Origin of the sequence: Streptomyces sp. NPDC087844 (assembly GCF_044742785.1) — a bacterium.
GTDB lineage: Bacteria > Actinomycetota > Actinomycetes > Streptomycetales > Streptomycetaceae > Streptomyces.
Window position 1 is genome coordinate 289,354 of the sequence record NZ_JBIUVD010000004.1, and the last position, 17,951, is coordinate 307,304.

17 protein-coding genes and 2 pseudogenes are annotated in these 17,951 nt (G+C 69.5%); 7 read left to right on the top strand and 12 right to left on the bottom strand.

Going from position 1 to position 17,951, the window contains the following annotated elements; genetic code table 11:
* Window positions 1–108: 108 nt before the first annotated feature.
* From mshC to ACIOKD_RS11150, 4 genes are all read right to left on the bottom strand, one after another.
* Complete coding sequence (gene mshC / locus ACIOKD_RS11135; protein ID WP_402081267.1) at window positions 109–1,338, bottom strand: cysteine--1-D-myo-inosityl 2-amino-2-deoxy-alpha-D-glucopyranoside ligase; 1,230 nt, start codon at window positions 1,336–1,338, stop codon at window positions 109–111.
* Between the two features lie 99 nt (window positions 1,339–1,437).
* Entirely contained in the window at window positions 1,438–2,328 is an 891-nt protein-coding gene (locus tag ACIOKD_RS11140) for an SCO1664 family protein (RefSeq protein ID WP_402081269.1), read from the bottom strand.
* The gene (locus ACIOKD_RS11145; protein ID WP_402081272.1) at window positions 2,292–2,882 is read right to left on the bottom strand and encodes a DUF3090 domain-containing protein; all 591 of its coding nucleotides are present in this window, start codon (window positions 2,880–2,882) and stop codon (window positions 2,292–2,294) included. The genes ACIOKD_RS11140 and ACIOKD_RS11145 overlap by 37 nt, the downstream gene beginning before the upstream one ends.
* A 103-nt stretch (window positions 2,883–2,985) precedes the next feature.
* On the bottom strand, window positions 2,986–3,672 hold the full coding sequence (locus ACIOKD_RS11150; RefSeq protein WP_402081274.1) for a histidine phosphatase family protein: 687 nt from the start codon (window positions 3,670–3,672) through the stop codon (window positions 2,986–2,988).
* Between the two features lie 62 nt (window positions 3,673–3,734).
* Between ACIOKD_RS11150 and corA the strand changes: the two genes are divergently transcribed.
* Window positions 3,735–4,733 carry a magnesium/cobalt transporter CorA gene (gene corA, locus ACIOKD_RS11155; RefSeq protein WP_402081276.1) on the top strand — a complete coding sequence of 333 codons (999 nt, stop codon included), beginning with the start codon at window positions 3,735–3,737 and terminating at the stop codon, window positions 4,731–4,733.
* 117 nt (window positions 4,734–4,850) lie between these two features.
* On the opposite strand, the gene ACIOKD_RS11160 is transcribed toward corA, so the two are convergent.
* Together ACIOKD_RS11160 and ACIOKD_RS11165 are read right to left on the bottom strand one after the other, a co-directional pair.
* On the bottom strand, window positions 4,851–5,639 hold the full coding sequence (locus ACIOKD_RS11160; protein ID WP_402081278.1) for a ferritin-like domain-containing protein: 789 nt from the start codon (window positions 5,637–5,639) through the stop codon (window positions 4,851–4,853).
* Between the two features lie 259 nt (window positions 5,640–5,898).
* A complete protein-coding gene (locus ACIOKD_RS11165; protein ID WP_402081280.1) occupies window positions 5,899–6,954 on the bottom strand; it encodes an LLM class F420-dependent oxidoreductase in 1,056 nt (351 codons plus the stop codon).
* Between the two features lie 151 nt (window positions 6,955–7,105).
* On the opposite strand from ACIOKD_RS11165, the gene ACIOKD_RS11170 reads away from it, so the two are divergent.
* The 3 genes and pseudogenes from ACIOKD_RS11170 to ACIOKD_RS11180 form a co-directional block, all read left to right on the top strand.
* The gene (locus tag ACIOKD_RS11170) at window positions 7,106–8,128 is read left to right on the top strand and encodes an aldo/keto reductase (protein ID WP_402081283.1); all 1,023 of its coding nucleotides are present in this window, start codon (window positions 7,106–7,108) and stop codon (window positions 8,126–8,128) included.
* A 118-nt stretch (window positions 8,129–8,246) separates the two neighbouring features.
* Window positions 8,247–8,453: a hypothetical protein gene (locus ACIOKD_RS11175; protein ID WP_402081285.1), complete on the top strand. Its 207-nt coding sequence runs from the start codon at window positions 8,247–8,249 to the stop codon at window positions 8,451–8,453.
* Window positions 8,437–8,763 (top strand): annotated as a pseudogene (locus ACIOKD_RS11180) (DUF6879 family protein); the annotation flags it as partial. The gene ACIOKD_RS11175 and the pseudogene ACIOKD_RS11180, both read left to right, overlap by 17 nt.
* 35 nt (window positions 8,764–8,798) lie before the next feature.
* On the opposite strand, the pseudogene ACIOKD_RS11185 reads toward ACIOKD_RS11180, so the two are convergent.
* Window positions 8,799–9,047 (bottom strand): annotated as a pseudogene (locus tag ACIOKD_RS11185) (transposase); the annotation flags it as partial.
* Between the two features lie 283 nt (window positions 9,048–9,330).
* Here ACIOKD_RS11185 and ACIOKD_RS11190 point away from each other — a divergent pair.
* On the top strand, window positions 9,331–9,891 hold the full coding sequence (locus tag ACIOKD_RS11190) for a hypothetical protein (RefSeq protein ID WP_402081288.1): 561 nt from the start codon (window positions 9,331–9,333) through the stop codon (window positions 9,889–9,891).
* Window positions 9,892–9,938: 47 nt separating this feature from the next.
* On the opposite strand, the gene ACIOKD_RS11195 is transcribed toward ACIOKD_RS11190, so the two are convergent.
* A complete protein-coding gene (locus ACIOKD_RS11195) occupies window positions 9,939–11,576 on the bottom strand; it encodes a recombinase family protein (RefSeq protein ID WP_402081291.1) in 1,638 nt (545 codons plus the stop codon).
* A 34-nt stretch (window positions 11,577–11,610) separates the two neighbouring features.
* Here ACIOKD_RS11195 and ACIOKD_RS11200 point away from each other — a divergent pair, with 34 nt between their 5' ends.
* Window positions 11,611–14,010: a helix-hairpin-helix domain-containing protein gene (locus ACIOKD_RS11200; protein WP_402081294.1), complete on the top strand. Its 2,400-nt coding sequence runs from the start codon at window positions 11,611–11,613 to the stop codon at window positions 14,008–14,010.
* A 104-nt stretch (window positions 14,011–14,114) separates the two neighbouring features.
* On the opposite strand, the gene ACIOKD_RS11205 is transcribed toward ACIOKD_RS11200, so the two are convergent.
* The gene (locus ACIOKD_RS11205) at window positions 14,115–14,873 is read right to left on the bottom strand and encodes a hypothetical protein (RefSeq protein WP_402081297.1); all 759 of its coding nucleotides are present in this window, start codon (window positions 14,871–14,873) and stop codon (window positions 14,115–14,117) included.
* Window positions 14,874–14,920: 47 nt separating this feature from the next.
* Here ACIOKD_RS11205 and ACIOKD_RS11210 point away from each other — a divergent pair, with 47 nt between their 5' ends.
* Window positions 14,921–15,109: a DUF5703 family protein gene (locus tag ACIOKD_RS11210; RefSeq protein WP_107021061.1), complete on the top strand. Its 189-nt coding sequence runs from the start codon at window positions 14,921–14,923 to the stop codon at window positions 15,107–15,109.
* Window positions 15,110–15,183: 74 nt separating this feature from the next.
* Here ACIOKD_RS11210 and ACIOKD_RS11215 read toward each other — a convergent pair whose 3' ends face one another.
* From ACIOKD_RS11215 to ACIOKD_RS11225, 3 genes are all read right to left on the bottom strand, one after another.
* Entirely contained in the window at window positions 15,184–15,999 is an 816-nt protein-coding gene (locus ACIOKD_RS11215; protein WP_402081300.1) for a chaplin, read from the bottom strand.
* Between the two features lie 160 nt (window positions 16,000–16,159).
* Complete coding sequence (gene chpH, locus ACIOKD_RS11220; RefSeq protein WP_402081304.1) at window positions 16,160–16,393, bottom strand: chaplin ChpH; 234 nt, start codon at window positions 16,391–16,393, stop codon at window positions 16,160–16,162.
* Between the two features lie 156 nt (window positions 16,394–16,549).
* Complete coding sequence (locus ACIOKD_RS11225; protein WP_402081307.1) at window positions 16,550–17,875, bottom strand: M20/M25/M40 family metallo-hydrolase; 1,326 nt, start codon at window positions 17,873–17,875, stop codon at window positions 16,550–16,552.
* Between the last annotated feature and the right edge of the window lie 76 nt (window positions 17,876–17,951).

Consider the following 17,951-nt stretch of genomic DNA (forward strand, 5'->3'; position numbering starts at 1 on the left):
CGTGACGCGCGGTGGAGGGCACAGAGGGCGCCGGACGGGCGACAACCCGTCCGGCGCCCGGTGTTGTGCGGCGCCCGGTGTTGTGCGGCGCCCGCTCTCCGAAGGCTCCTAGAGGGCCACGCCCATCAGGGCGTCCACGGCACGGGAGACGATGCCGGGGGCACCCTCGTCCGTACCGCCCCGCTCCGCCTGGAGCGCGGCCCAGCGGTCGACGGCCGCGAGGGCGGCCGGCGCGTCCAGGTCGTTCGCGAGGGCCTCGCGGATCTCGTCGACGAGCGTCTCGGCCGACGGGCCGTCGGGCCGCGACACGGCGGCCCGCCAGCGCTCCAGGCGCGCGAGGGCGTCCCGGAGCACCTGGTCGGTCCACTCCCAGTCGGCCCGGTAGTGGTGCGAGAGCAGGGCGAGCCGGATGGCAGCCGGGTCGACGCCCTCGCGGCGGAGCGTGGACACGAAGACGAGGTTGCCCCTGGACTTGGACATCTTCTGGCCGTCGAGCCCGACCATGCCGGCGTGCACGTACGCCTTCGCCATGGGGAACTCGCCGGTCAGCGCCTGCGCGTGGGAGGCGCCCATCTCGTGGTGCGGGAAGGCGAGGTCCGAGCCGCCGCCCTGGACGTCGAAGCCCATCCCCAGGTGGTCGAGCGCGATCGCGACGCACTCGATGTGCCAGCCGGGCCGTCCCCGGCCGAGCGATCCGCCGTCCCAGCTGGGCTCGCCCTCGCGGGCCGCCATCCACAGCATCGGGTCGAGCGGGTTCTTCTTGCCCGGACGGTCCGGGTCGCCGCCGCGCTCGGCGGACAGCAGCCGCATGGCCGCCACGTCGAGGTTGGCCACCCCGCCGAAGTGCGGGTCCGCCTCCACGGAGAAGTAGACGTCACCTTCCAGTTCGTAGGCGGCACCGGAGTCCCGCAGCCGTTCGACCAGCGGGATGATCCCGGGTATGGCCTCGACCGCGCCGATGTAGTGCCTCGGGGGCAGCATCCGCAGGGCGGTCATGTCCTCGCGGAAGAGGGTGGTCTCCTGCTCGGCGAGAGAGACCCAGTCGACGTTGTCCCGCGCGGCGCGCTCCAGCAGAGGGTCGTCGACGTCCGTCACGTTCTGGACGTAGTGAACCTGCCGCTTGGTGTCGAGCCACACGCGCTGTACGAGGTCGAACGCGTTGTAGGTCGCCGCGTGACCGATGTGGGTCGCGTCGTACGGAGTGATGCCGCAGACGTAGATTCGGGCGACGGGACCGGGGTCGAGGGTCACGGGACCACCGGTCGCGGTGTCGTGGATCCTGAGGTCGCGGCCCTTGCCGGGCAGGGCGGGGACCTCGGAAGCGGGCCAGGCATGCATACCTTGAGCCTAACCGGACGGATGTTCCGTATACGAACCGGACCAGGGCAGATGGCCGGACAGGCGTTCTTGCGCACGGCCTCGATGTGTGCGTTTCAGCTATACGGGTGGCCACGGGATCGCGGGCCACTCCCCCGAGGGCTCCGGATGCCGCCCGGAGGCGAGCAGACCGGCCACACGGGCGCGTGTGGCGTCCAGTTCCGCCTCGGTGATCAGTTCCCCCAGCCGTACGCCCAGCGGCCCTCCCAGGGCGTCCCTGAGCCCTTCCAGGGCCTCGACGGCCTCGGCGGTGAGCTTCTCCCCCGCCCAGCCCCACAGCAGCGTCCGCAGCTTGTTCTCGGCGTTGAAGGTGACGCCGTGGTCGATTCCGTACAGCCGTCCCCCGGAGGTGGGCAGCAGGTGCCCGCCCTTGCGGTCCGCGTTGTTGATCACCGCGTCGAGGACGGCCAGCCGGCGCAGCCGTTCGTCGTCGGCGTGCACGAGCAGGGCGGTGCGCCCCTCGCCGACCTCGGCCAGACCGACGGCCTTCCAGCCCTCGCCCGGCTCCTCGGCGTCGACGAGCGCGAGCAGCCCGGCGCCTCCGTCGATGCCTTCGCCGATGCCTTCGCCGTCGTCGCCGTCGGCGCTGCCGTCGTCGTGGCCGTCACCCGGTTCATCGCCCGGCGGCTCGATCCACAGCTGGCACATGCCCCGGCCGTACGGGCCGTCGCGCAGCACGGTGGTCGGGACGAGCCCCCAGCCGGTGGCCTCGGACACCTCGTAGGCCGCGACCTCCCGCTGGGCGAGGGTGCCGTCGGGGAAGTCCCACAGCGGCCGCTCGCCGGCGACCGGTTTGTAGACGCAGGACGCCTCGCGCCCCTCGTAGGACACGTCGCACAGCAGTACCGCGTTCGAGGCCTCCCGGATGCGGCCGCGGACGGTCAGCTCACCCTCGGCGAGCAGCTCGGCCGTGGTCACGCCTCGCGGCGGTATCCGTTCTGGCGCGGACATACGTGTCCTTCCGGGTCGAGCGGGAGACTGCACAGCGGGCAGGGCGGCCGGCCGGCGTTGACGACTTCGAGGGCGCGTTTGGCGAAGGCGCGGGCCTGTGCGCCGGTGAGGCGTACGCGCAGCATCGGCGGCCCGTTCTCCTCGTCCTGGAGCAGCTCCTCCTCGGCGGCGGCCAGGTCTTCGTCGGAGCCGGCGTCCAGCTCCACGAGCGCCTGCGCCTCGACGATCATGCGCTGCTCGTCGCCGTCCCAGGCGAGGGCCATGGTGCCGACCCGGAACTCCTCCTCGACGGGCGTTTCGAGCGGGGCGGTGTCGGAGATCACCGTCGGGGCCATGACGGGGACGGGGGCGATGCCGCCGGTGCGCCGTACGACCTCGTCGAGAAGCTCGTCCATTCGTTCGGCGAGCGCCGCGACCTGCGTCTTCTCCAGGGCGACGCTGGTCACCCGGGGGCCGGAGGAGGCTTGCAGGAAGAAGGTACGGCGCCCTGGCAGCCCGACCGTACCGGCTACGAAACGGTCCGGCGGGTCGTAGAGGAACACCTGACGGGACACGTCCTGTCTCCATTGGATCGATCGACTGCTTCTGCCGTCACTTGCGTCTGCTGCTGACAACTGCTGCGCTGCTTCGACCGCATCACCCTACTGCGGCCGACGATCACGGTGCGCCCGCACCACCCCCGACCGCGGCTTCGCCGCCTGACGGCTCCTCGCGCGGCGCGAGGGAGGCGAGATCGCCGGTGTCCCCCAGGCGTACGAGAAATGGCCGCAGTCGTGTGTAACGGATCGCGGTGATGGAACACGGTTCTACGGAGATCCGCTGGAAGAGGTCCAGATGAAGACCGAGTGCGTCGGCGACGAGCGACTTGATGATGTCGCCGTGCGAGCACATGAGATAGACGGCGTCGCTGCCGTGATCGCGCTCCACGCGCGCGTTCCACTCCCGTACCGCCTCGGCGGCCCGGGTCTGCATCGCGCGCATGGACTCACCGCCCGGGAACGCGGCGGCGGAGGGGTGTGCCTGCACGACCTCCATCAGCGGCTCGCCCGACAGTTCGGCGAGCTTGCGCCCGGACCAGTCTCCGTAGTGGCACTCCCCGATGCGCTCGTCGGAGTGGGCCGTCAGGGCGGGACGGGCGTCGAGGAGCGGCTGAATCGTTTCCTGGCAGCGCTGGAGGGGACTGCTGACTATTTCGGCGAGCGGCAGGTCCGCGAGGCGCCCGGGCAGTGCCGCCGCCTGCGCGTTGCCGCGCTCGTCGAGGGCGACGCCGGGTGTCCATCCGGCGAGGAGTCCCGCGGTGTTGGCGGTGGAGCGTCCGTGCCGGACGAGGATCAAGGTGGGCATGCGGCCCAGCGTAGGCGCCCTATCGAGTGCGCCGGAGAATCAGTGACAGGAGACTTCGCTCTGTGATCGTGGACTGTGCCATCTACCGGGACGGGCACCGGACCGAGGGCCCGGAGGACCTGTCCGACGCGCTGGCCGCGGCACGTGCCTCCGGGAACTCCTTCGTATGGATAGGGCTGCACGAGCCGACGGAGCGGGAGTTCGATCTCGTCACGGACGAATTCGGACTGCACGAGCTGGCCGTCGAGGACGCCCTCAAGGCGCATCAGCGCCCCAAGCTGGAGGTCTACGACGACTCGCTGTTCGCGGTGCTCAAGCCGGTGACGTACGAGCCGGACAGCGACACCGTGTCGTCCGGCGAGCTCATGCTCTTCCTGGGCGACTCCTTCGTGGTGACCGTGCGGCACGGCGAGGGTTCGCCCCTGAAGTCCGTGCGCGGCCGGCTGGAGAAGGACCCGGAGATGCTGCGTCTCGGTCCGACGGCGGTGCTCTACGCGATCGCCGACGCCACCGTCGACCACTACCTGGAGGTGGCGACCGAGCTGCAGACCGACCTGGAGGAGCTGGAGGCGGAGGTGTTCTCTCCGGACGACGGCGGCTCCCGGCACACCGCGTCCCGGATCTACACCTTCAAGCGGCAGATCCAGGAGTTCCGCAGAGCCACCGGGCCGCTGTCGGTGCCGTTGAACCGCCTGGCGGGCGCCGGTGTGGTCGGCCCCGCGGTGCCGTTCATCGACGACAAGGCCCATCCGTTCTTCCGGGACGTCAACGACCACCTGACCCGCGTCAACGAGTCGGTGGAGTCCCTGGACCGGCTGGTCTCGGACGTCCTGTCGGCGCACCTGGCCCAGATGAGCGTGCGGCAGAACGACGACATGCGGAAGATCTCCTCGTGGGCGGCCATGGCCGCGGTCCCCACGATGATCGCGGGGATCTACGGCATGAACTTCGAGCACATGCCGGAGCTGCGCTGGCTCTGGGCCTACCCGGCGGTCATTCTGCTCATGGTGGTCCTTGAGGTGCTGCTGTTCCGGCTCTTCAAGCGGCGGGGGTGGCTGTAGCGGGTCGCGGCCGGGGGTACGGCCGGGCCTTCGACGAGCCCCACGCGCGCGTGACGCGTACGAGGCGCCACGCGCGCGTGGTGGACGGTAGCTGTGGGCGGCGGTGGGCGGTGGCGGTCAGGCGTATCCGGGTGCCGCCGTCGCCGGTCCGCCCAGGGCGTCGCGTCGCTCCGGCATCGTCAGGGAGACCATCCGCCGCCAGCCGACCGTCCGCTCGTACGCGTACACGGCGCGGATGCCCGTGGCGAGCAGCGCCGCCTTGGGCCGGGACCAGCCGAGGACGCGTCCCATGCGGGCCATCACCGCGAGGCTGATGTCGCGGTAGACGCCGGCCTCGGCCAGCGCGCACTCGCGCAGTGTCCGCTGGATGGTCCGGCCGTGCCCCGCCCGGGCGAAGCGCAGCAGTTCCTCGTGGCAGTACGCGAGGTGGTTGTCCTCGTCGTCGGAGATCATCCGTACGGCCCTGCCGATCTCCGGGTGGTCCCCGAAGTCCTTGCGGAGCATCACCATCTGGTCCGCGGCACGCTGCTCCGTGACCCTGCTGTGGGACAGGTAGGTGACGATGTCCTGCACGGTGAGCGGTTCGTCACCCTTGAGCTTGTCGTGCGTGAGGCCGATGCCGTTCTTCTCCAGGAGCATCGTGTAGTCCGTCTCGGGCGGTACCTCGACGGGTGTGAGACCCCGTTTGCTCATGAGGGCGATGAAGATCCGGCCGTGCTTGTCCTCGTCCGCACCGTGCCGGGTGATCTTGGGTGCGAGTGCGCGCTCGGCCTCCGGTACGAGGGCCGCGATCCGCGCGTTCTCCCAGCCTCCCTGTGTCTCCCCGCTGGCGGCGATGGAGCAGAAGAGCCGGAAGGACTCGTCGTTGTCGATGATCTCCTGGAAAAGACTCTTGGCCGAAAGCATGACTGCCACCTCCACGCGCGACTCCCACCTGCTGCGGGAGTCCGCAAAGAAAGAGTCAAATGGGCAGCCAGGGGTGCGGCAACATCTGTGTCGGACAAATCCGCTGAACGGTGGACGCGAAGGGAATGCGGGGCGCGTAACCGAGCGGGCCGTCGCGCGTTGTTCTGCGTGACGGCCGTGGCGGGGAAGACCCCCGAGCCCCCACCACGGCCGCAGAACTCTCCCGTCCCGCGCAAGTCCCCCGTCCCGCCGGGCGTGGCTACGCGACTCCGGCCCGCTCCGCGGCGTCGGTGCCGGCCCGCAGCGCGGCGATCCGCTCGTCCAGGGTGAAGCCCGCCGGGGCCAGTGTGAGCGTGGTGACCCCCGCGGCGGCGTAGGCCTTCATCCGGTCCGCGATGCGGTCCACGGAACCGAGCAGCGTGGTCTGGTCGATGAGCTGGTGCGGAATGGCGGCCGCGGCGCCCTCCTTGTCGCCGGCCAGGTACTTGTCCTGAATCTCGGCGGCCTCCTTCTCGTAGCCCATGCGCTGGGCGAGCTGGTTGTAGAAGTTCTGCTTGCGGCTGCCCATGCCGCCCACGTAGAGAGCGGTGTACGGGCGGAACATGTCGGCCAGCGCCGTCACGTCCTTGTCGTCGCCGAGTGCGAGGGGCACGGTCGGACAGACGTCGAAACCGTCCATGGTCAGACCGGCCTTCTCGCGGCCCGCGCGCAGGTGCCTGATGGCGGTGTCCTCGATGTGGTCCGCGGACGGGAAGATCAGCAGGGCGCCGTCGGCGATCTCGCCGGTCTGCTCCAGGTTCTTCGGGCCGATCGCGGCGATGTAGAGCGGGATGTGCTCGCGCTCCGGGTGCACGGTCAGCTTGAGCGGCTTGCCCGGGCCGCCCGGCAGCGGCAGGGTCCAGTGCGCGCCCTCGTACGACAGGCGCTCGCGGGTCATCGCCTTGCGCACGATCTCGACGTACTCGCGGGTGCGGGCCAGCGGCTTGTCGAACTTGACGCCGTACCAGCCCTCGGAGACCTGCGGTCCTGAGACGCCGAGGCCGAGGCGGAAACGGCCGCCGGAGAGCGAGTCCAGGGTGGCCGCGGTCATCGCGGTCATCGTGGGCTGGCGGGCCGGGATCTGGAAGATGGCCGACCCGACGTCCATGCGCTCGGTCTGTGCGGCGACCCAGCTCAGCACGGTGGCCGCGTCCGATCCGTACGCCTCGGCGGCCCAGCAGACCGCGTACCCGAGGCGGTCGGCCTCCTTGGCCACGGCGAGGTTGTCCGCGTCCATTCCGGCGCCCCAGTAGCCGAGGTTGATCCCGAGCTGCATGGCCGATTCCCCTTACTGATCAGTAACGTCCCTTGTCCGGCACCCTAGCGCGCCGCCGGGCCGAGCGGCAGGGACAGCGTTGCGGATCATGTGACGAAGGTTGTCCACAGGCTTCCCACGCGTCGACCCGTGGCCAGTAATCTCAGCCACCATGGAGCAGAGGCATCTCGGCCGTACCGGCCTGCGCGTGTCCCGCATCGGGCTCGGCACCCTCACCTGGGGCAGGGACACCGTCGAACACGACGCCGCGGACCTGTTGAAGGCGTTCTGGGAGGCGGGCGGCACCCTCGTCGACACGGCCGACGTGTACGGGGACGGGGAGTCCGAGTATCTGCTCGGACGGCTCATGGAGGGGCTGGTCCCCCGCCGGGACCTCGTCATATCCACCAAGGCGGGCAGTGTGCCCGACCCGGTCCGGCGTTTCGACGGCTCGCGGGGACACCTGCTGTCCGCCCTCGACGCCTCACTGGCCCGCCTCGGCACGGACCATGTGGACCTGTGGCAGGTCCACGCCTTCGACCCGGGCGCGCCACTGGAGGAGACCCTGCAGGCCCTCGACATCGCTGTCAGCAGCGGCCGGGCACGGTACGCCGGGGTCTCCAACTTCTGCGGCTGGCAGCTCGCGAAGGCGGCGACCTGGCAACTCGCGGCCCCCGGGACACGCACGCGGCTGGCCAGTACGCAGATGGAGTACTCGCTGCTGCAGCGCGGCGTCGAGCGCGAGGTGCTGCCCGCCGCCCTGGACCTGGGCATCGGGCTCCTGCCGTCCTCCCCGCTGGGCCGGGGCGTCCTGACGGGCAAGTACCGGCACGCGACGCCCGCGGACTCGCGCGGCGCCTCGGAGCAGCTGGCGCCGTTCGTCGCGCCGTATCTGGACGACGCGGCGAGCCGCATCGTGGACGCGGTGGCGACGGCCGCGGACGGCCTCGCGGTGACGCCGCTCCAGGTGGCCCTCGCCTGGGTCCGCGACCGGCCGGGGGTGGCCGCCCCGATCATCGGCGCGCGCAACGCACTGCAGCTCACGGCCGCGTTGTCAGTGGAGACCCTTAGTCTTCCTGACGAGATCTGCCGGGCGCTCGACGACGTGTCGGCGCCCGTGCATCACTATCCCGACGATGTATCGATCAATGGAACGGGACCACACTACCGCTACTGGGGGCCTCAGGCCCTCTAGACCATGATCATTAGTCGTAGACGTGCATGACCCGCGTGTGTGCATAGACGCCCCTGGTCCCGCCCTCGTACGGTCGTCCCAGAGGGTCCAACTGGGGCCGCTCACAAGGGGAGTTCAGATGGCACGCGAGGAACTGACCCGACTGACCGGCAACGGCACAGGAGAGTGCGGGCAGGGGGACTGTCCCAACGTCTACCGGACCGTGTCCGGCTCGTTCGTCGTCCAGGGCGACGTGTCCGACGCCTTCACCCCGCCGTCCGGCGAGGGGCTCGTAGAGATCCCGGAAGCCGTCCTGAGGGAGGCAATTCGTGCTCTTGGATGGTGACGAGTGGCAGGCCAAATTCCGTGACTTCCAGAGCGAAACATGGCGACTTGAGACCCTGCCCGAATACCGGATGGCGCAGGAAGCTGCCGAATTCCCAGCCTTCCAGCGGGGCAAGAAATTCCCTGGCCCGTATGAGGACTCCTGGATTCAGATGGTGCGCACCGGAAATGTGGGACGCGTACACATCGTGTCTCAGCCGCTCTCTGACTACCTGCGATTCGAGTTCGAGAGGTATTACCAGCACCAGGCCCCCGCAGGCGAAGACATCCGGATTCTCGACGTGACCGACCGAAAAAACCCCCTGTCGGAAGTCGGGGACTTCTGGATGTTCGACAAGGGAACCGTGACCACCAGCACCGCATCCTCGTCGCGTAGATGCTCCAGCACATACTCACGCACGTCATCACGCACGCGGCCGGCATCCCACTTGGCCCGGCCGAGCAGGTGCTGCATGTCGTCCGGACTCGCCTCCCCGGCCCATTCGGCGATCGACCAACAGTTCTTGCGCGGCAGGTCCGACACCAGCCCCTGCACCAAGTCCCGGACCCGGCGCCGGGGTTCAACCCGCGCGAACCGGCCCGCTATCTGGCCCATCAGGGCCTCGAACGCCTCCTGCCAGCGAGCAGTGTCTACGCCGTGGCTCGCGGCCACCGCACTATCTTGAAGAGTCCACACACCTCACCAAGATCAGCGGTGGTCGTCCTGTTCCCGCGACGAACGACGATCACCTATTGCTGCTGGTACTGGGGCCCTGGACCCGACGGGTCCCGAGCTGAAGATTGCCGGACACCGGCAATGCGCAAAAGCCGCCGCGCATGCATGCTGATGTCTGCCGGCAGAAACGGGGGCGTGAGTGGAAGCAACCACCACCCGCAGCGTGACGCGTGCACGCATGGGATCGGGCCTGGCGGTGACGGTACTCCTGCTGCCTTTCGGCGGCTACGGACTGGCCAGGGCGGGGGTAGCCCCCGAAGGCACACCGATCGTGCTCGGCCTGCTGTCCGCGATTGCCAGCTTCGTCCTCCTGCCCGCACTGTGCGAGGAACGCGTCCCGTTCCGGCACTCATCGTCGTACCTGACTGCGCACACCCTGACCGGCGAACGAGCCGTCGACTTCAACCGGATCACCACAGTCTGGCTGCTGACGACCTTCTCGTACGGCGGCGTGTACCGGACCTTGCTGGTGCGTGACGCCCACGGCGTGCGCCTGGGTCTCACGACCGAGAGAAGCCGCAGGAAGCTGCGCCGAGCGATCGAGAAGGCGGACGCGAACGCCGCGCGAGGCGCCCCCAGGCCCCGTGTGAGCCGTGCGGCCCGGGCACGTCTGGGCCTTGCCCCAGGGCGAGGGCTCGTCGTCCACACGGTTCTCGCCTTTCTGCTTCTGACGGTGTCCGGGAGCCTGTACGTGGTTGCTGTACTCCGACTCGGCGGGCAGTAAGCGTTACCGGCAACAACTGACGAGCCCCTCACAGCCACTACGACGACTCACTCGTGATCACGATCTACAGCAGGAGTATTGGCCAGCTCCTCTGATTCCTCAGTGGTCACATTCACCACGACCCACTTGTCTTGAAATTCGGACGGCAGCTGAAGACCTGCCGCCCTAGCCATACCCGTAATGTCTCCCAGATCCATGAATACGGTAACCGGGTCGTCCTCGGTCTGCCGGTTCATCACCTTTACCGTGACTCCATGCTTTTGCATGAACGTCCGCTTCTGGTCGTCGTCCTTCTGAGTCCAGACCTCAGCGAATGTCTCGCCTGTGGCACGGTAGCCGGGAGTCCTGCTCTGATCTTCTCGCGTCTTCCTGCGGAGGACCGAAATGCGGGAAGTCAAAGATTCCTGCATCCTCCAGTAGGAAGCCTCTTTCTCGTCCCCGTCATACCTCCCCTTAGTGAAGTCCTCTTCGAGCTTGGTTAGGCGAGCAGCGACCGCCTTTAGCTCAGATTCGTAGTCGTTGGTGGGGCCGCCCACTTTCTCGTGAACCTCCAGGGTTCCCACCGAACCGAGGAACATTGAATTCACGATGCCTTCCAGCGCGGGCCGGTCTACCAAGAGTTTCTGCGGGCACTTCCCCCCAGGGATGCTGTAAGTCGAGCACCGGTATCGGGGGTACTTCTTCACTTCCCCAGATGCCAGCTTTCCCGTTCCGTAGACAGCGGCCAAGCTACGGCCGCACACAGTGCAGGAGCCGACACCGGCCAGCATACTTTGCGACTTCTTCGCAGGAGTTGTACCGGCAAGCTCGCTCAGCTTGGATACAGCTTTCTTCCATTCGTGGTAACTGAGAATCGGAGTGTCAGTGATAGTCACCGGGTCTCCGTTCTCGTCCTCCACGATCTCACCCTTATAGGTGTAGATACCTGCCACCCTGGGATTGGACATTGCCGCATTCACGCTGTCTGCTCGCCATGCGGCATTGCGGACCTCGTTTCCTGCCGTCTCCCTTTGCCGGTCGACCCAGGTAAGAACCTTGTCTTCCGTAAGCTGTACTGCGATCCGGAATGGAGTCCAGTCCTGCATCAGAAGATCGAAGATTCTCCGAACATTCGGAGCGTAATCCTTGTCCTGTACGCAGCGCTTCCCGATTCCATCAGACAGCTTCTCCAGGGCGTATCCCATGGAGGGGCGGCCTCCAATCCATACACGCTGAGCTAGGCGAGTAGCCACACCGTCGTTGATCCGGGCTTTGATGACATCCAATTCGCCTTCCGCGAATACGGCAATCATCTGAGCCAGCATCTTGCCGTAAGGGTTGTCGAGGTCGAATCCCTCTTGTACGGAATGCAGGGTCTTACCGTTGGCCTTGCACCACTCGATGAGTTCCGAGAAGTGGGTAGCCCTGCGACTGATGCGGTCGATCTTCATGAACGCGATGACGTCGAACTCGTCTGCGCGCTCAGTGAGCCAGGGCCCAAGCTCTCCCCGCTTGAACGGGGACAGTCCGCCGGACACGTCGAGGTCTTCCGCCCAACCGATGATCTCCCCGTCTACATGGGGTGAGTCGGCCCAGTGTTCGATGGCCTCTCGTTGTCGGTGGGGAGAGCTACTGTCGTCCGTGAGCTGGGACAGGCGGACAACGCCCAGGATGCGTTTCAACGTGTTTGCCTTTCTCCAGTACATCGCCAGACTATCCCGATCACGACTGGAGCACGCTGTGACCACGGAGCCGTCCGCCGCCGCGGAGAAAGCCGAGCCGGGTACGCCGGACGCCGGTCCCGAGTCCGGGATGCCGGGAGCAGGGGATCAGCCGGGCACCGCGGCCCGCGCCGGCGCCTCGCCGGACACGGGTGCGGGGGACACGGCGGACGCGGCCGAGGACTCCTCGGCGGACACCGCAGAGGGCTCTTCGAGTGGAGCCGTCCCCGTCGACGGGGACGCCGGTGCGGACGGTGGGGCCGCCGACAGCGCCGCCGAGGGCACCGAAAGTCCTGCCGAGGGCGCCACCGAGGGTGCGGTCCAGTTGTCCGAGGCCGAAGCCGAGCTGGCCGCGCAGCGGGAGCTGCGGGAGCGGATCGAGCGGCGGAAGGCGGAGAAGGAAGGGCCGGTCCTGGCGGGGACGGCGCTGAGCGGAACGGCCGCCGATCTGCTCGCGGCCGTCCGGGCGGTGGAGAGCGGCGAGAAGCCCTCGGCGAGCGTCTTCGGCGGGCCGGAGCCCACCCCGCGCAGGGTCGCGCAGGAGCCGGCGCGCCGCCCGCAGCCCGTGCCCTCCGGCGCCCCGGCGTCGATGGCCTCCGAGTCCGTCGAGGCGGTCCGTGCCGTGCTCGTCCGGGGCGGCGCCCCGGAGGCGCTGGCGCCGCAGACCGCCGCCACCCTCGGCGAGGGAGCGGACGGGCAGCTGCGCGAGGACCCCTGGCAGTTGCTCCGTGTGGCAGGCGTGCGTCCCGAGCAGGCCGACGGGTTCGCCCGGGCCCTGCTCAGCGCGGAGTGCGGTCCCGACGACGAACGGCGGGGCCGCGCGGTCACCGTGTGGCTCCTCGAACAGGCAGCGCTGGTGGGGCACACCGCCCTGGAGGCCGCGGCCCTGCACGCCGCGCTCGCGCAGCGCTCGGTGCCCGACCCCGACGCCGCCGTGCAGAGCGCGCTGGCCGAGGGCGACGCCCTGGTCTTCCAGGACGCGTTGGACGAGCCCGGCAGCGCACCACCGGCTCCCCGGCGGTCCGAGGAGGACGACGCCCAGGACGGCGAGGTCGGCGCGGACGGCGCGGAGGGTGAGAAGGCCGAGGAGGCGCGTCCCGTGCGCGTCCTCATCGGCCTGGAGCGGTACGCGCTCGCCGAGGAGAGCCTCGCCGACGGGCTGGCCCGGGTGGTCAACTCCCTGCCCAAGGAGGACGGCGCGGCCGCAATTTGGGAGCCCGCCGCGACGGGCTCGGCCGCCGGGCTGATCCGGGCGGTCGCGGGCCACGGTCTGGTCCTGCACACCGGCGGCGAGGCGTCCCGCGCGGAGCCCGCGGCCCTGGTGGCGGCGGCTCTGTCCCTCGGTCTCAGGGTGTGCGCCGCCGCCCATCACCCGGACGGCCGCCGCCGCTTCGCCGGACTGCTCGCCGACGCGGGCGCGCGGGAGGCGCGGGACGCGGCCCCGGCCGCGGATCCGTCGGCCGCTGTGGTGGCCACCGTCGCCGGTCTGCTCTCCGGCGAGGAGGGCCCGGGGCGCGACCGCGACGGCATGTTCCGGACCGACCTCCTCGTGGTGCTGGACGCGCCGCAGCTCGACGTCGAGAGCGCGGCGATGCTCGCCGAGTCACTGCCCGACGGCGCCCGGCTCGTGCTGAGCGGGGACCCCGGCGTGCTGTGGTCGGCGGGTCCCGGGCGGGTCTTCGCGGATCTGCTCGCCGCGCGGGTGTGCCCGCAGATCGCCTCGCGGACCCCGGATCCGGGTCCCGTCGGCGAGCTGGTCTCGGGCATCGGCATCGGCGAGCTGAACCAGGTCGAGGCTCCCGGTAAGGAAGTGGTGATCATCCCGGTGCGTGACGCCGGGGAGGCGGTCCACCGCACCGTGCAGCTGGTCGCCGACTCGGTCCCGCGCGCGATCGGCATCCCCGCCGAGCAGACCCAGGTGATCACTCCGGGCCACGGCGGCGCGGCGGGCACCCGTGTCCTCAACGCGGCGTTGAAGGAGCGGCTCAACCCCGGCCCCGGCCGCTTCGGCGGTTTCGATCCGGGCGACCGGGTCGCGTACTCCGCGACACCGGGCCGTGCGGTCCTGGGCCAGGTGGTGAAGGCCGACGCCGCCGGACTGCACCTGGAGTGCGCGGGTGTGCCCGTCGTCGTACCGAAGGAGCGGGTGGAGCAGACCGTGCGGCACGGCTGGGCGCTCACCGCCCACCAGGCCGTCGGGGTCCGTTGGCCCGCCGCGGTCGTGGTCCTGCCCGGCGACGCGGCGCAGGCGCTCTCCAGGCCCTGGGTCTACACCGCCTTCGGCCGCGCCGACCGACACCTCTCCGTGGTGCACGGCGTGGAACAGGCACTCCCGCACGCGGTGGCGGAGACCCCCGCGAAGCCCCGCACGACGAGGCTGCCGGCCTTGATCACGGCGCAGATCCCGCCGTCGGTCTGAGTCCGCCCGGATCTCCGAACGCGATGGTGGCGGTCACGGGCCCCTTTGAGGCCGGTGACCGCCACCATCGCGGTGGAGCGGGCTGTCGCAGTGCGGCCGGGCTGTCAGCGGTCCGCGTTGCGCGACCGGAGGTTCTCGGCTTCCGTCCCGTCGAGCGTGTCTTCCAGTTCCGGCCCGACGGTGTCCGCCACCTCGTCCGCCACCTCGTCCTCGATGTCCTCGATGTCCTCGATGTCCTCGATGTCGGCGTCGTCGTCGAAGACCGCGCTGACGTCGAAGCGGCACACCACCTGGTGGGTGTCGGCCTGCTCGAACGGGGCCTCCAGCCACTCACCCGGCTCGGCCGGTTCGTCCGAGGCGGTCACCCACAGCGTCGAGTCGCCCTCCTCCAGGCCGAACTCCTTGTGCCGGGAGCCGATCTCGTCGGGCTCGAACTCGCCGAAGAGGACGCCGAGGGCACCGTGCACGGTCCCGGACGCGGCGTCGAAGCCCGGCGTCACGGCCCCGGACTCCTCCACCGCCTCGACCCGCTGGGCCTGCGCCAGCAGCCGCTGCGGCTCCACCACGACATAGTCCCGGCGGATCAGCACGCTCAGCGCGTTGGGCTCCTCCGGCCCGGTGTACGGCGGCAGCGCGTCGTCCGAGCCGGGGATCTCGAAAGGGGTGACCTCGTCGTAGCGGTCGTAGAGGAGCTCGTCGTACTCCTCGGCGGCCGCCGCCAACTCGTTGAACGCCTCGTAGACGGCCGGGTCGTCCTCACCCGACCTGCGCTCGACCGCAGCCAGGTGGCGGTCGAGCGCGGTCTTGACCGCCTCGGCGGCGGCGCGTACCTCGGCAGCGGTGGGCTGCGCAGCATCAGACATAGTGCAGACGCTATCCGTACCGGGCCTCCGCACGCACAATAGATGCGATGCCGGAATACGAATTTGTCAACGTGTATGTGCCGCGCGGGGTCTCCCGCAAGGAAGCGGCACGCCTGCTGACGGACCACGCGGAGTACGGGCACTGGGAGCTGGACCGCCTCAGCCTGCATACCGACGGCAGCCGCAGGGTGCGGTTGCGCCGGCGGATCATCCGCCAGGTGCGGGCCACCTGGTGACGCGGGAAGGCTGAAACGGAGCGGGCCCCGCTCGTGCGGGGCCCGCTCCGTTCGACCTGCTCGCCTTCAGGGGCTCACGCCGCCGCGCGTGCCTTGCGGTAGAGCACGGCGCCCGCCAGCAGCGCGCCCGCGCCCACGGGCAGCGCGAGGCCGAGCGGCACACCGGCGCCGGTCTGCGCGAGGTGCGCGGAGCCGTCCGAGCGGCCGGCGGCCTGGGCGCCGAGGGCGTTCGCGTCCGAGGCATGCGCGTTCGAGGTGTCGGCGTGCGAGGCGCCCTGGTTTCCGTGCCCCGACGAACCGGGCCGCCCCGAGTCGTCCGACTCTCCCGACCTGCCCGGCCCACCCGGCGTACCCGGGTGCTCCGAGTCACCGGGCTGTCCCGGCCTGCCCGGAGAATTGGGTCCCCCGTGCCCGTCGCTGCCGGTGTTCCCGCAGGCGTTGCCCGTGGCCGTGTTGCCGACACCGGCGACGGAGACGCTGTTGCCGCAGACGTTCACCGGTACGTCCACCGGGATCCGCACGTGGTTGCCGGAGCCCACTCCGGACGAGTCACCGGTATGCTCCCCGGCCTGCGATCCGGCTCCCCCACCCGAGCCGCCGTTCCCGTGGTGACCGGAGCCGGCGCCCTTGCCTGCTCCCTTACCTGCCCCCTTGTTGGCACATTTGTTTCCGACCGCCGGGTTGAGCACGCCGACCACGTTCACGGTGTTGCCGCAGACGTTGACCGGCACGTGCACCGGGGCCTGTACCGAGTTGCCGGAGAGTACGCCCGGGGAGCCCGAAGCGGTGCCGTGCGCCCCCGAGTCGGCGTGCGCGTAACCGCCGGTGGCCGCGAGCACACCGGTTGCCGCCGCCACCGTCATCAGGCCTTTGCGGGTGACCTGTCGCATAGTTTTCCCTGCCCCTTGTGAACCGTGTGGTGCGTGGTATCGCGATATACGGAATGTCCGCGGCCCCGGAGCGCATGGCACGCACTCCGGGGCCGCGGACTCAGACCCTCATGGACTCAGGCCTTCATGGGATACAGGCCCTCATGAGGTGAGCACAACGTCAGACGTTGACGCAGGTGTTGCCGAAGGCGGGGTTCAGCAGCCCGATCACGGAGACCGTGTTGCCGCAGACGTTCACCGGGATGTGGATGGGCGCCTGGACGACGTTGCCCGAGAGCACGCCCGGGGAGCCGACAGCGGCACCCTGAGCACCGGCGTCGGCAACCGCAAGACCCGCACCGGCGAGAACGAGGCCACCCGTGGCAGCCGCAGCGGCGACGATCTTCTTGATCATTATTCCTCCTGGTAGGTAAATGTGATCCCAGCCGCGGATCACATCAGCAGTAACGAGGAGGGAGTAATAGGGCTACGAGCTTATGAGCGCATTCACTCTTCTCAGTCGGCTCCGTACGCGCTGGCGATTATTGGAGTGTCGTTTCAGCGGTTTATTTCAGGACGCCTCGATGAAGCGGTCGAGCACCCGCACGCCGAACTTCAGGGCGTCGACCGGCACCCGCTCGTCGACGCCGTGGAACATCCCGGCGAAGTCCAGCTCCGGCGGCAGCTTCAGCGGGGCGAAGCCGAAGCAGCGGATGCCGAGGTCGTCGAAGGACTTGGCGTCGGTGCCGGCGGACAGCATGTACGGGACGGCCCGCGCGATCGGGTCCTCGGCGATCAGCGCGGTCTGCATGGCGTCCACCAGGGCCCCGTCGAAGGTGGTCTCCAGGGCCTTGTCCGCGTGCACGTCCTCGCGCCTCACGTTCGGGCCGAGGATCCGGTCCAGGTCGGCGAGGAACTCCTCCTCGTACCCCGGCAGGTAGCGGGCGTCGATGTGCGCGGTGGCCTGCCCCGGGATGACGTTCACCTTGTAGCCCGCGCCCAGCTGGGTCGGGTTGGCGGTGTTCTGGAGCGAGGCGCCGATGAGCTTGGCGATACCGCCGAGCTTGGCCAGCGTCGCGTCCATGTTCTCCGGGTCCAGCTCGGTGCCGAGGGCGTCGCCGAGCTCGTCCAGGAAGTGCCGCAGGGTCTTCGTCACGCGCACCGGGAACTTGTGCCGCCCGAGCCGCCCGACCGCCTCCGACAGCTCGGTGATCGCGTTGTCCTTGTGGATCATCGAACCGTGCCCGGCGGTGCCGTCCACGGTCAGCTTCATCCAGTGCATGCCCTTCTGGGCGGTCTCCACCAGATACAGCCGCAGGTTCTCGTTGACCGTGAACGAGAAACCACCGACCTCGCCGATCGCCTCCGTCACGCCCTCGAAGAGGTCGGGGTGCTTGGTGACGAGGTGCTTGGCACCGAACTTGCCGCCCGCCTCCTCGTCGGCCAGGAAGGCCAGCACGAGGTCGCGGGGAGGCTTGCGACCGCCGCGCACCCGCTCGCGGACGACCGCGAGGGTCATCGCGTCCATGTCCTTCATGTCGACCGCGCCGCGGCCCCACACACAGCCGTCGGCGATCTCGCCGGAGAACGGGTGGTGGGTCCAGTCCTGGGCGTTCGCCGGTACGACGTCGGTGTGGCCGTGGATGAGCAGGCCGGGCCGCGAGCGGTCCTCCCCCTCGATCCTGACCACCGTGGAGGCGCGGCCCGTGTGCGACTCGAAGATCTGCGGTTCGAGACCCACCTCGGCGAGCTTCTCAGCGACGTACTCGGCGGCCTTGCGCTCACCCGGACCTGAGTGGTCGCCGTAGTTACTGGTGTCGATGCGGATCAGCTCGCGGCAGAGGTCGACGACCTCGTCCTCACCCTTGATGCTCCTGGTCGTGTCCTGCTCGCTCACGCGCTTCCTCCCACTGTCACTGCTGGTGGTTCCCCACGTCCTTCCCCCTCATCCTCTCTCTCCGGTCCTCCCCGCC

Coding starts and splice junctions, on each gene's coding strand:
- ACIOKD_RS11160 (WP_402081278.1), bottom strand. CDS start 5,639: ATGCTTTCGGCCAAGAGTCTTTTCCAGGAGATCATCGACAACGACGAG.
- ACIOKD_RS11195 (WP_402081291.1), bottom strand. CDS start 11,576: ATGTACTGGAGAAAGGCAAACACGTTGAAACGCATCCTGGGCGTTGTC.
- chpH (WP_402081304.1), bottom strand. CDS start 16,393: ATGATCAAGAAGATCGTCGCCGCTGCGGCTGCCACGGGTGGCCTCGTT.
- ACIOKD_RS11140 (WP_402081269.1), bottom strand. CDS start 2,328: ATGTCCGCGCCAGAACGGATACCGCCGCGAGGCGTGACCACGGCCGAG.
- ACIOKD_RS11165 (WP_402081280.1), bottom strand. CDS start 6,954: ATGCAGCTCGGGATCAACCTCGGCTACTGGGGCGCCGGAATGGACGCG.
- ACIOKD_RS11150 (WP_402081274.1), bottom strand. CDS start 3,672: ATGCCCACCTTGATCCTCGTCCGGCACGGACGCTCCACCGCCAACACC.
- mshC (WP_402081267.1), bottom strand. CDS start 1,338: ATGCATGCCTGGCCCGCTTCCGAGGTCCCCGCCCTGCCCGGCAAGGGC.
- ACIOKD_RS11210 (WP_107021061.1), top strand. CDS start 14,921: ATGCCGGAATACGAATTTGTCAACGTGTATGTGCCGCGCGGGGTCTCC.
- ACIOKD_RS11205 (WP_402081297.1), bottom strand. CDS start 14,873: ATGTCTGATGCTGCGCAGCCCACCGCTGCCGAGGTACGCGCCGCCGCC.
- ACIOKD_RS11175 (WP_402081285.1), top strand. CDS start 8,247: ATGGCACGCGAGGAACTGACCCGACTGACCGGCAACGGCACAGGAGAG.
- ACIOKD_RS11170 (WP_402081283.1), top strand. CDS start 7,106: ATGGAGCAGAGGCATCTCGGCCGTACCGGCCTGCGCGTGTCCCGCATC.
- ACIOKD_RS11215 (WP_402081300.1), bottom strand. CDS start 15,999: ATGCGACAGGTCACCCGCAAAGGCCTGATGACGGTGGCGGCGGCAACC.